The 12,671-nt window shown below is 60.7% G+C and carries 9 protein-coding genes; 4 read left to right on the top strand and 5 right to left on the bottom strand.

Going from position 1 to position 12,671, the window contains the following annotated elements; genetic code table 11:
• Positions 1-6: 6 nt before the first annotated feature.
• From FG381_RS00625 to FG381_RS00635, 3 genes are all read right to left on the bottom strand, one after another.
• Complete coding sequence (locus FG381_RS00625) at positions 7-1,029, bottom strand: FecCD family ABC transporter permease (RefSeq protein ID WP_139687051.1); 1,023 nt, start codon at positions 1,027-1,029, stop codon at positions 7-9.
• Positions 1,013-2,077, bottom strand: coding sequence for an ABC transporter substrate-binding protein (locus tag FG381_RS00630; protein WP_139687052.1), 1,065 nt, complete (start codon positions 2,075-2,077; stop codon positions 1,013-1,015). Before FG381_RS00630 ends, FG381_RS00625 begins: the two co-directional genes overlap by 17 nt.
• 225 nt (positions 2,078-2,302) lie before the next feature.
• Entirely contained in the window at positions 2,303-3,838 is a 1,536-nt protein-coding gene (locus tag FG381_RS00635; RefSeq protein WP_139687053.1) for a flavocytochrome c, read from the bottom strand.
• Between the two features lie 318 nt (positions 3,839-4,156).
• On the opposite strand from FG381_RS00635, the gene FG381_RS00640 reads away from it, so the two are divergent.
• On the top strand, positions 4,157-5,791 hold the full coding sequence (locus FG381_RS00640) for an AAA family ATPase (RefSeq protein ID WP_139687054.1): 1,635 nt from the start codon (positions 4,157-4,159) through the stop codon (positions 5,789-5,791).
• 638 nt (positions 5,792-6,429) lie between these two features.
• On the opposite strand, the gene thrB is transcribed toward FG381_RS00640, so the two are convergent.
• Positions 6,430-7,311, bottom strand: coding sequence for a homoserine kinase (thrB, locus tag FG381_RS00645; RefSeq protein WP_139687055.1), 882 nt, complete (start codon positions 7,309-7,311; stop codon positions 6,430-6,432).
• A 28-nt stretch (positions 7,312-7,339) separates the two neighbouring features.
• The gene (gene thrC, locus FG381_RS00650) at positions 7,340-8,809 is read right to left on the bottom strand and encodes a threonine synthase (protein ID WP_139687056.1); all 1,470 of its coding nucleotides are present in this window, start codon (positions 8,807-8,809) and stop codon (positions 7,340-7,342) included.
• 303 nt (positions 8,810-9,112) lie between these two features.
• On the opposite strand from thrC, the gene FG381_RS00655 reads away from it, so the two are divergent.
• The 3 genes from FG381_RS00655 (at position 9,113) to FG381_RS00665 (ending at position 12,632) form a co-directional block, all read left to right on the top strand.
• Positions 9,113-10,186, top strand: coding sequence for a homoserine dehydrogenase (locus tag FG381_RS00655; protein ID WP_139687057.1), 1,074 nt, complete (start codon positions 9,113-9,115; stop codon positions 10,184-10,186).
• 78 nt (positions 10,187-10,264) lie between these two features.
• Positions 10,265-11,575 (top strand): aspartate kinase, encoded by a 1,311-nt coding sequence (locus FG381_RS00660; RefSeq protein WP_139687058.1) that lies wholly within the window; start codon positions 10,265-10,267, stop codon positions 11,573-11,575.
• 43 nt (positions 11,576-11,618) lie between these two features.
• Positions 11,619-12,632: an aspartate-semialdehyde dehydrogenase gene (locus FG381_RS00665; RefSeq protein WP_139687059.1), complete on the top strand. Its 1,014-nt coding sequence runs from the start codon at positions 11,619-11,621 to the stop codon at positions 12,630-12,632.
• Positions 12,633-12,671: the final 39 nt, after the last annotated feature.

Here is a 12,671-nt window from a genome sequence, read left to right on the forward strand (position 1 = left end):
GAATCTTTAGAGAAGCCTGCGGCTTCTCAGGAGGAGTACGGCAAAGACCGGCGCGCCGATGAGCGCCGTCAGAATGCCGAGCGGAATTTCCGCGCTCGTCATCGTTCGCGCGGCGTCGTCCACGAGCACCATGAAGCCGGCGCCCAGCCAGAAGGAGGCGGGCATCAGATGCCGGTGATCGGCGCCCGCGATCATGCGGGCGAGATGCGGGACGACAAGCCCGACCCAGCCGATGCTGCCGCTCACCGATACCTGTGCGGCGGTGATGGCGGCGGCAAGAAACAGCACGCCGCGGCGCAGCCACCCCACCTGAATCCCGAGCGAAGCCGCATCGCGGTCGTCAAGCGACAGAAGATTGATGCGCCAGCGAAGCCTGATGAGAACGAGGGCGGCGGCGAGAATGAGTCCGGATGCCGTGAGGGTTTTGGGCCAGCTTGCAGTGGCGAAGCTCCCCATGAGCCAGAAGACGATGGAGGGAAGCGTCTCCTCGCTGTCGGCGGAATACTGAACGAGCGAGACGAGTGCGGAAAAGACGCCCGCCACGATGATGCCGGCAAGGACGATGATCAGCCGGTCGTCGCGCCCGGAAAGGGAGGCCGCAAGCGTGACGAGTCCGAGCGCCAGAATGCCGAAGCCGAAGGCGGCGGTCATCATGACGAGGATGGAGGCGCCCATGAGGAGGCTCAGCGCACCGCCAAAAGCGGCGCCCGCCGTGACGCCGATGATGTGCGGGTCAACGAGCGGGTTTCTGAAAACGCCCTGGAGCGATGCGCCCGCAAGCGCGAGACCCCCGCCCGCGAAGAAGGCGAGGAGAACGCGCGGCAGCCTCACTTCCCAGAGGATCCGGGACTGGGCGCTCTCTGAAGTCCCCGGCGCCTCTCCAAAACAGCCGGAGAGCGCGCCGAGCGCGGCATCGAGAATCTCTCCGGGCGAGATGGCAAAGCGCCCGACGCCCAGAGAGAGGACGGCGACGGCAATGGCTCCCGCCGCGAGGAGCGCCACCCGGAGCGGCTTAGTGCTTCTCGTCATCAGCCGTCCAGCGGACGCGGTAGAAGCGCTGGTAGTAGTCGTCGGCTGCCTTCGTCATGTCGATGTCGGCGAATTTTTCCGGATAGAGCTTCTTCGCCATCCAGAGTTCGCCGATCGCCATGGCTTCGGGCATCGGATACCCCCAGGCCTTGGCGTATTCAGGCATCAGGTAGACCTTCTTCTCCTTCACGGCTTTGATGCCGGCCCAGGCCGGATCGGAGAGGATCTCCTTTACAACCTTCGGATAGCGGTCCTGAACGAAGATGACGGCCGGATCCCAGCCGATCACCTCTTCGATCGAGACCTGCTTGTAGCCTTTGATGGTCTTCGCGGCGACATTGAAGGCGCCGGCGTGCTCCATCATGAGGCCCGTGTACTTGCCCGAACCGTAGGTCGTGAGGTTGGGGTTCGCCATGTAGGCGCGAACGCGCTCGTTCTCGGGGAGCTTGCCGATGCGCGAGTCGACGAGACGGCGCTTCTCAAAGGTGTAGCGAATGAGCTCCTCGCCTTCCTTCCTGCGGTCGACCACGTCCGCAATGAGGCGGATGCCGTCTTCGAGACCGAGCGTATAGGCGCTCTCCTCATCCTTCATGGTCGGGTTGAGCTGCGCCTTCTGGTCCTTTGCATCGCGGCGCAGCGACACCGCGACCGTCGGAAGTCCCGCGCGTTCGAGGGACTCGATCATGTCCTTCGGCGCATAGTTTGCGATGAAGACCACGTCGGGCTTGAGCGCCGTAACGGCCTCGATGTTGACGGAGGTGAGGTCCCCCGGCATCGGCATTGTCTCAAGCTTCTTGTCGAAGCGGACGAACTGGGGCCCCAGGTTCTTCTTCCAGGAGGAGAGAACGCCCACGACCTTCTCGGAGGCATCCATCTGGACAAGGAGATTCAAAGTCTGGTGCTGGAGCACCACGACGCGGTTGACATGATCAGGAATTGTGACCGAACGGCCGATTTGATCTGTCACGACGCGATCGGCAAAGGCAGGAAAAGCAAGAGCAAACGCGAGGGCCGCAGCGGCGCCCCGGAGGAAAAGACGTTTCTGCATAAGGAGTACTTCCAGGCTTCTCAAAAAGACGAAAGCGTTATCCGCTATTCCAAATTGGGATAGCGCGAAGGATAATGCTTCCTTCCATTTTTGGGAAGGCGCTCTGACTTCGCAGAAGTCCGGACGAGAACGTCCTTGATGCCGATCAGAATTAAAGGAAAGGGACGCGGAATAGTCCGCGTCCCTTTCTCAAGGACTATCAAAAAGAAGCCAAGAAGCCGGGTTTTAGATCCAGGCTGTGGACTTCGCGGCTTCCATGCCGGCCTCGCGGCCGTTGACGAGGCAGTCCATCACGGCGCATGCGCCGATGCGCACGGCGCCGTGGATGCCGCCCACGAATTCGCCGGCGGCGAAGAGCCCCGGAATGGGTTCATCCGTCATCACGTCGAGCACGGACGTATTGACGGCGGTGGCGACGCCGCCCATGCAATGATGGACCTTCGGGCTCATGCGGGAGACGTAGTAGGGGCCGGAGCCAATGGGCTTCGCGGCCTTGTCGAAGCGCCGGCCGAATTTAGGATCCGACTTCTTCGCGAGATTGTCGTTGTATTCGGCAATCGCGGCGCGAAGCTTCGCGGGATCCATCCGGTAGGCTTTGGCGAGCGCATCGGCGTCGGCAAACTTCTCAACCGTGCCGGCAGCGAGCATCTTCGCGAAAAGGCCCGGACGGAGCGTTTCGAGGTGCTTCACGCCGTCGTCGTCCGAGAAGGCAAGCGCCTCTCCGCCCTTATTGATGACGGTGAGAATGGCGTCGGTGCAGAGCTTTCTGTCGCCGAATTCATTTACGAAGCGCGAGGACGAGAGAGTCGAGAGCCAGAAGCCGAAGAGGGAGCCCGAGATCGAGGCAAAGTGGGTGGCAATGCCCATGCCTTGTTCAAGGGGGGAGCAGGACGGCAGACACTGAATCCAGTCGGCCTGAATGATGCGCGCGCCGATGCGGCTCGCTTCGCGCCAGGCATCCGCGGTGGCGCCGGGCTGGTTGGTGGTGAGGAAGGCTTCGCCCAATTTCGGGTCAAGGGCTTTGCGGTAGCGCACGTCGGCGCCGAAACCGCCGCAGGCGAGAATCACGGCGCGGCGGGCGCAGACGGTCTTCGCCTTCCCGGAACCGGGCTTCCCAAAGACGTAGCCTTCGCGGATGCGAACGCCCTTGACGCGGCCGTCGGCGTCGCGAAGGACCGCTTCCATGAAGCATCCCGTGCGGATGGGAACGCCTGCGGCCTTAAGCTTCGCTACTGCCGGGACGATGATCCCTTGGCCGGTTCCCTGTTTCGTGATCATGCAGCGCGAGGCGGAGTGGCCGCCCTTGCCCGTGAGGTTCTCATTCCATTCAACGCCGATCGCCTTCTTGGTCCATTCAAAGGTTTCCGAGGCCTTTTCGCAGACGAATCGGATGTGCGCCGGGTCGCCGAGTCCGAGACCGATGCGTTCCATGTCGGCTTCCAGGGCCTCGGGCGAATCCTTGATGCCCTGAGCCTTCTGAACGCTCGAACCCGGAACGGCGAGCATGCCGCCCGAGAGGGACGAATTGCCGCCGATGAAGGCCATTTTTTCAAAGACGGCGGTCTTCGCGCCCGCTTCGTGCGCGGCGAGTGCGGCCGTGAGCCCGGCAAAGCCCGAGCCGATCACGACGACGTCGTAGGTCTCGTCGAATTTGGCGGGAATGGGATTCACGCAGGCGGCCTGTGCGGCCGGAACAAACGCGCCGGCGGCGGGGATGAGCGCAGCGCCCTGGAGCAGGCGGCGGCGTGCGATTTGAGTCATGTTTCTCTCCTTTGTTTGTTCTTCCGGTGCGCCCGGTGCTCCTCATGAAGGGATGGCGTCGGGCGCCTTTTAGTGCAGGAAAGTCTATTCCGGGTTTGCACCAATGCGAAGGAGAAATTTCGACTCTTTTCTATCGACAGGGGAGGTTCAATCGGATATTTACATGGCGCCTTATACGGCGCTTGCCCGGGGACGAAAGGCGCATGGAGGAGAAGAGGTGGGTGAGGCGAAGTACTTGAAGTGCGAAACTACGCCCGGCCGTAAGATGGAGCTCCAGCAAAAGGCACAAAGCATCAGGACTTCAGGGAGAGGTGAAGCATGTCGTCCGCGCTCGAAACAAGAAACCCGCTGCCGCTCGGGCAGTCCGACTTCCGGGCGCTGAGAGATGAGAAGTGCGTGTACGTCGACAAGACCGCACTCATGTTTGAGCTTTGCCGCGGCTGCCGCAAGGTATTCGTGTCCCGCCCGCGCCGTTTCGGGAAGTCGCTCCTCGTGTCGACGTTTGAGACGCTTTTCAAATACGGGCTCAGGGACTTCCAGGGGCTTGCGATCGAAAAGCTCTGGACGGATAAAACGTATGCCGTCGTCCGGCTGGACTTTTCCATGGTCAGGGACTTTTCAGAGCCGAGGGAATTTGAGTCGAACTTCAATGCGCTTCTTCTCAATAGTTTCTCGAGGATCGGTTTTCATTACGAAGCTCAGGAACACTTGGGATTCTTGATGGCGCAGCTCTCTACGTGGTTCGGGACGCTCCCTGAGAAGTCCCTTGTGCTTCTCATCGACGAATACGACGCGCCTCTGACGGCATCGCTTGGAAATAGGGCGCTCTTTGACGCCGCCTGCTCGGTCATGCGCGCGTTCTTTCAGGCGCTGGAAGCCAATGGGCGGTGCCTCCGGTTCTGCTTCATGACGGGCATCACGCGCTTTCGGGAGTCGAGCTTTCGCTGCGAACTCAGGCAATTCGAAGATCTTTCGCTCGATCCCGCATTGAGCACGCTCCTCGGCTTTACTGCGGAAGAGGTTGAAACGTACTTCGGCCGCTATCTCAGGGAGGCGGCGGAAGTCAGGAATGTCGGCAAAGACGAATTGCTTGAAAAACTTCGGGAATATTACGAGGGCTACTCCTTTGACCTGTCGGCGGCGGAGTCGGATTCCAGTATGCGCAGAGGCGTCTTCTCGCCATGGCCGCTCCTCAATTTCTTCCTCTATCCTGAGCAGGGATTCGAGCACTACTGGTGCGAAACGGGAGGGCAGCCGGCGGTACTGAAGCGCTTACTCGCGTATCATGGTTGCGGGAAGCCCGCTCAATTCGATGCGCCGCACGTGCTTTCGATGGACCAGCTCGGAGAAGCCGGAATCTCCGGAGAACGCGAAGTCGAAGCGCTCCTCTTTCAGGCGGGCTATCTCACGATCCGGGAGATGAGGTCTAATGGCTTTGCAGTCCTCGGATACCCCAACCGTGAGGTTGCTGTGTCCATGGCTCAGCTTTATGCCGGAGAGCTTTTGAAGGGCAAGCCGATTGAGGGTGTCGGAGAGCCGCTCATTTCCGAAACAATGGCAGCCGGGACTCTCGATGATGTGGTTCGCCGCTTCAACCAGGCGGTGGGAGCAATCGACTATCTGCGCTATCCGATTAAAGATGAAGCGGCCTGCCGCGCGTATCTGCAGGTGCTGTTGATCGGTGCTGCAATGCTGCCGAAAGTGGAAAATCATTCGGCGCTCGGCAGAAGCGACCTGGAAGTGGATGTCGGAGCCCGCCGCTGGGTATTCGAAATCAAATTCGCCCGGAAGTCGTCCGACGCTCAAAAGTGTTTTGAAGAGGCGGCGAAGCAGATTTCGGCCCGCCGTTATGGCATGACTTATTCCGGCAAAGAAATCCTTCGCGCCGCGCTCGTCTTCAGCGGTCAAGAGCGGCGATTCGCTGCCTGGAAGAGCGTCGTCGAAGAACCGTAATGCGATCCTGATGGTTTTCTCATCAACAGGAGTCCTCGATACCGCGATTTGACGGACCTCGAACGCCCGGATTTCCTGCCGCTGCAATGCTTTTATTCATGCAGGAGGGCTTGAGTTCGTTGAATGGTCTTGCGAGCATGTATTATTAAGCCGTGTTCGTCGGAGGTTTCTCAGGCCTCCGACGGTCTTAGACTGAAACACGGACGCCAGGAAGAATATCAGAAGCGCCAACGCCGAAAGAATTTTGCGCACGTTGATTTCAATGTAAATCATTGATTTTCATAGTGTTTTGTTTTTCTTTTGGTGCTGCTTGCTGCGGTACTTCGGTATGAAATTCTGGCATCAATAGGGGGCTGTTTCCTAGGCAGCTCCTAGCCTCCAGAAGGCCGCTCTGCTTAAAGCAGTGCGGCCTTCACTTTTGTGGGCATAGAGGCGCTGAAGAAGATCCGTCCAGAAGAACTCAGAGAGCCGGGAGAGGCTCCATTCAATCCGGGAAGGATTGTCTTCTTAAGACGTTTACGGGCCGTCCGCCCAATACGCTGCGTAAAAGACAAAGGCTCTGCCGGCCGAAAGCCGGACAGAGCCTTTGCAAGGTTTCGGGCGACGCTGAGCTCGCTCTTGATGCGGCGCGCTGAAGATTATTCGACGCGCGCCTCAACGCCTCCGAACGCCGCTTCAAGCACATGGGTGCCGAAGGTCGGGAACTTTTCGCGCACGGCCGCGGTGAACTTGAGCGCCGTATCGGCATTCTTCGTCATGGCAATCAGCGTGGAGCCTGAGCCGCTGATGAAGAAGCACGCGGCCCCCGACTCGAGCGCCAGCGCCCGTACTGCTTCATAGTCGGGAATGAGCTTCCTGCGGCAGGGCTCGTGGAGGCGGTCCTCGCACGCGATGCGGAGGAGCAATTCATCCCCGGAAGCAAGGGCGGACACGAGCGCGACGCAGTGCGAGGTCGTGAAGACGCTGTCCTTCACGGAAATTTCCTTCGGCATGGCCTTCCGGGCTTCGGAAGTCTTCACCTCATAGTCGGGGACAACGACGGCAAACTTCCAGTCGGGGTGAATGGAAAGCGGCACCGTATGAAAGCGCCCGCCTGACGCGAAGGAAGCCGTGAGGCCGCCCAGCACGCACGGGGCGGCGTTGTCGGGGTGGCCCTCAAACTCCGCGCAGATTTCGAAAAGTTCGTCCTTAGAGAAGCGCCCGCCGAGAAACGCGTTCGCGGCGGCGGCCCCGGCAGCAATGCAGGTGCTCGAGCTCCCGAGCCCGCGGGCCACGGGGACCTTCGCATTGATCGTGAGCCTCACGGTTGGGGCGGTTTCGCCGGCGGCCTTATAAACCGCGCGGAAGCCCTGGAGCACGAGGTTCTCTTCATTCTGAAATTCCTCGGGGCACCCTTCGACGATGAGTTCTCCGGAGGGTTCGAACGTGAAGACGGAATAGAGCGAGAGGGCGAGCCCGAGGCAGTCGAAGCCCGGGCCTAGGTTCGAAGTGGAAGCTGGCGCGCGTACGGTAACGAGCATGGAAATTCTTCTCCGATGGTTGGAACGATCAGAAGATGCGCTTCGCGGCATTGACGACGTACTGCGGAACGCCGGCAATTTCCGTGCAATCGTCCCAGAGCACGGGCTTTGTGCGGAGTTCCGCAAGCGCCTTCGGGGGTTCGACCCCGGTGTTGTCGCGAAGGGCATCCATGTAGGCAAAGGCGTCGGCCCCGGGGATTTCGCCCCAGATCGCTTCATAGACGTCTCGGCAGAACTTGTAGGGACTTGCGGTCGAGAGCACCACCATCGGCACCTTCGGGTCGAAGTGCCTTTCCGCCGCCCGCCAGGCTACCGCCGTATGGGGGTCGATCAAGCGGCCTTCGTCTTCCCAGGCGCGGCGGATCGCGTCCCTGGTTTCCTCATCGTTCGAGAAGCCCGCGAGGAACGTTTCCTGAAGCTTTGCGAGGAGTTCGGCATCCACGCGGTAGACGCCGTCCGTCTGAAGGGCCTTCATGCGTTCGAGCGTCCTTTCGGCATTTCCGCCGTCGATCCAGTAGAGCGCGCGCTCGAGGTTGCTCGAAACGAGGATGTCCATTGAGGGGGAAATCGTCTTCACGAGATCGCGCCGGCGGTCGTAGACGCCGGTCGTGAGGAAGTCCGTGAGGACGTTGTTCGCGTTGCTCGCGACCACGAGGTGCCTTACGGGTAGCCCCATGCGCTTCGCGCAGTAGCCGGCGAGCACGTCGCCGAAGTTGCCCGTCGGAACGGTGAAGTCGATGGGGTCGCCCGCACGGAGGACGCCGCCTTCCATCAGCTGCTTATAGGCGTCGAAGTAGTAGACGATCTGGGGGACCAGGCGCCCCACGTTGATCGAATTGGCGCTCGAGAGCGAAACACCGAGCCGGGCGAGTTCTTCGAGGGCGGCCGAGGAGAAGAGCTTCTTCACGGCCGTCTGCGCGTCGTCGAAATTCCCCTTCACGGCGCAGACGGCGACGTTCTTCCCTTCCTGGGTCGACATCTGGAGTTCCTGAATGGCCGAAACCCCGCCCTCGGGGTAGAAGACCGAGATGCCGATTCCGGGAACATCCTTAAAGCCCGCGAGCGCGGCCTTCCCGGTGTCGCCCGAGGTGGCCGTCGCAATCATGATTTTCTTTCCCGTTCCGGAGAGCGCCTTGCTCATGAGCTGCGGGAGCATCGAGAGCGCAACATCCTTGAAGGCGGACGTGGGCCCGTGGTAGAGCTCAAGGAGGTGCATTTTTCCGAGCTTCGTCACGGGCGTCACTTCAGGCGCCGAGAACGTATGTCCGTAGGCGGCTTGAATGGCGCTCTCGAGCTCTTCCTTGCTGTAGTCGTTGAGCAGCAGCGAGAAAACGCGCCTTGCGGTATCCATGTAGGAGCCCTTGAGCGAAGCCGGGTCGATCTGCGCGCGCTCGAGGTCGTCCGTGACGAAGAGGCCGCCGTCGCGGGCAAGACCCTGAAGCACGGCCTCCCGGCTCGACAGGACTTCATTCTTGTTGCGGGTGCTGTGGTAGAGCATGAGTGCGGTCTCCGGGGTATGGAAATAGAAAAGAAGGTACCTAAATATAGTGGTCCGGGAACGCTTCGTCGGGAGCTGCATCAAAGTCGCGAAAACTTTTTCGCTTCATCCCCGTTTGCTCAGTTCGACTAGGCGGTTGTCCCGACGGACATCAGACAAATTTAAGCGTCCTTCTCCTGTAGGATGAAGGGTAGTTCCTCCGGAAAGAGTGAGCCCTAGGGCCGGCGGGGGAATCAACCCGCGGCGCGCGGGTCCCCTGCGCGCTCTGAATCAATCATCAGACATCTTGAGGGAGTCAGGCTCATGCTGAAAATCGGCCTTCTCGGCTACGGCACCGTCGGAAGAAGCCTCGCAAAGCTTCTTGCCGAGCGCGATGCCGGAATTGAGCTCGTGCACATTCTGCGCCGCCCGGGAAAAGCGGGCGGACCCCTCATGACAGACCACTTTGAGGACATTCTCGACGACCCGGCGATTGACGTCATTGTGGATGTGCTCTCCGGGACGGAACCGTCGGGCGAATACATGCGCCGCGCGATGGCAGCCGGAAAGGGCGTCGTCACGGCCAACAAGGCCGCGCTCGCGCTTCACTACGAGGAACTCACCGCGCTCGCGCGAGAAAAGAACGTTCCATTCCTCTTTGAAGCCTCGGTGGGGGGCGGCATTCCCTGGATCGAGAATCTCAAAAAGGCCGTGCGCGTCGACCGGGTCGACCGCATGTCGGGGATTCTCAACGGGACCGGGAACTACATCATCGACCGCATGGAGCGCTTCGGGATGGAGTTCGATCAGGCGCTCGCGGAAGCCCAGGCGAAGGGCTATGCCGAAGCCGACCCGACCGCGGACATCGGCGGGTACGACGTTGCGAACAAAGCGATCATTTCGGCGAGCGTCGCCATGGGTTCGCCCGTTCATGCAGCATTCCCGGTGCTCGGAATCGGCCGGATTTCGAAGGCATTCCTCGACGACCTGCGCCGCTCGGGGAGGACGCTTCGCCACATGATGCTCTTCAGAAGAAACGCGAAGCACTATGCCCTCGGCGTCGTCCCCGTGGTGCTGCCGCTCGGATCCATTGAAGCCAACGTGCGCGACAACTTCAACTGCGCGACGCTTTCGGGCGACATCGTGGGCGAACTCAAGTTCTACGGCCAGGGAGCGGGCGGCAGGCCCACCGCGGATGCCGTGCTCCAGGACCTCACCTCCATCCGAACACGGATGGTCGAAGAGGTCCGCGAGTCCCTTCCGATCAGCTACGACGCCTCGCTCCTGAGAGGGAGAGGCGTCACGCCCGAAGGGGTCTTCCGCGACATGACGCTCGCCGAGCTCGCAGACCTCGCCCGGGAAAAGAACGTCTTCATGGCTTTTGAACCCGAGGACTGAGACCGTTTCCCCAAGTCCCGACACCAGACAACCTATTTCTGAACACAAACCACTCCCCAAAAGAGAGGAGCGACCAACATGCTCAAAATTACGAAATTCGGCGGCAGCAGCTGCGCATCGGCAGAACAGTTCCGCAAGGTGAAGGCCATTATTGAAGCGGATCCCTCGCGCCGCTTCGTCGTCATATCGGCGGCGGGCAGAAAGAATCCGAAGGACAACAAGATCACGGATCTTCTCTACCTCTGCCGCGCGCACGTCGACTACCACGTCGACTATCGCCCAATCTTCGAGATCATCCGCGGCCGCTTCCTTGAGATCAAGCATGAGCTCGGGCTCAATACCCCGATCGAGGACGAACTCGACGCCTTCGCTGCAAAAGTGCCCGACCTCTCCGTCGACGAACTCGTCTCCCGCGGCGAATACTTCACCTCGAGGCTCATGGCCGACTTCCTCGGCTTCCCCTTCGTCGACGCGGTCGACATCGTGGCGATGGAGTTCGACGGCACCTTCAATTTTGATAAGACGACTGAGAATCTCAAGAAGGTGCTCGAAAAGCACGACCGCTTCGTGATGCCGGGCTTCTACGGCCGCACGCCCGACGGTGCGGTGAAGGTGATGACCCGCGGCGGCTCCGACATTTCGGGCTCGATCCTCGCGCGCTGCCTCAGGGCCGATCTCTACGAAAACTGGACCGACGTTTCGGGCTTCCTCATGGCGGATCCCCGCATCGTGAAGGATCCGAAGAACATCGAGCGCATTACGTACGCGGAACTGCGCGAACTCTCCTACATGGGCGCGAGCGTTCTGCACGAAGACGCGATCTTCCCGATCCGCGAATACAACATTCCGATTCACGTCCTCAACACCAATCGTCCGCAGGATCCGGGCACGCTCGTGCTCGACAAGATCGACGATGAAGTGGACGGACCGCTCATCACCGGCATTGCCGGCAAGAAGGGGTTCCTCTCGATCGAGGTCGTGAAGCGCAACATGTCGAACATGGTGGGCATCGTCTCGGGCGCGCTCGACGTGCTGAGGAAGTATGAGGTGTCGATCGAGCACCTGCCCTCGGGCATCGACAGCTTCAACATCGTCCTCTCGAAGAAGGACGTGGAGCACACCCTCTACGAAATTCTCGCCGACATCAAGGAGCGGATTGCTCCGGATTCGATCCGCGTGACCGAGCCCCTGGCGCTCATCGCCATCGTCGGGCGCAACATGAATGCGCGCGCGGGGTCGTCGGGCAAGCTCTTCACCGCCCTCGGCAACGCCGGCGTCAACATCCGCATGATCTCCCAGGGGTCGAGCGAAATCGACATCATCGTGGGCGTGGCGAATGCGGACTTCGACAAGGCCGTGCGCGCGCTCTATCAGAGCTTTGCACGCTGACGAAGCGAACGGAAGATTTTCAAGAAAGAAACGGAGACAAATCATGAAGGCACTCAAGGTAGGCATACTCGGCGCCACGGGCGCAATCGGCGAACAGATGCGCATCGTCCTCGCCGAGAGGAAGTTCCCCATTTCCGAGCTTCGCCTCTTCGGCAGCGCCCGGTCGGCGGGCACCGAAGTCGAATTCGACGGGAAGATGCTGAAGGTCGTTGAAGCGACCCCGGAAGCGTTCGAAGGGCTCGACCTTCTGCTCGGCGCCGCCGACAACGACGTTGCGAAGAAGTTCCTTCCCGATGCGGCGAAGAAGGGCATCGTCGTCGTCGACAATTCGAGCGCCTTCCGTCTTGATCCGGAAGTGCCGCTCGTGATTCCGGAAGTGAATCCCGAGGACGTGAAGTGGTCGAAGGGCCTCATTGCCAATCCCAACTGCGCGACGATCATTGCGCTTACGGCCGTGGCGGCCCTCCACCGGAAGGCGCGCCTGCGCCGCATGGTGGCCTCGACCTATCAGGCCGTTTCGGGCGCGGGCAGGGGCGGCATGGAGGATCTCGAGGAAGAGGTGAAGACGGGCCGCCCCGTGCTTCGCACCTTCCCCTATCCGATTGCCTACAACCTCATTCCGCAGATCGGCGGCTTCAACGACTTGGGCTACACCTCCGAGGAGATGAAGCTTCAGAACGAAGGCCGCAAGATGCTTCACGACGACACTTTCCTCGTCTCCTGCACCTGCGTGCGCGTGCCGATCATGCGCTCGCACTCCGAAGCCCTCACGCTCGAATTTGAGAAGGAAATTTCGCCCGAGGAAGCCCGCGAAATCCTTCAGAACGCTCCCGGCGTGAAGCTCTGGGATGATCCGGCCGAGAAGCACTATCCGATGCCGATGCTGACGAGCGACCAGGACCTCGTCTACGTGGGCCGCGTGCGCCGCGACCTTGCCGCGACGAAGGAAGCCTACAACCGTTCCCTCTCGCTCTTCTGCTGCGCCGACCAGATCCGCAAGGGTGCTGCGACGAACGCCATTCAGATCGCTGAGATCGTGTTCGGCATCAACGCCTGAAGCGGCGTCTGATTTCCGCAACAGCGCGCCTGAGAGCGC

Origin of the sequence: Sutterella faecalis, assembly GCF_006337085.1 — a bacterium.
GTDB lineage: Bacteria > Pseudomonadota > Gammaproteobacteria > Burkholderiales > Burkholderiaceae_F > Sutterella > Sutterella faecalis.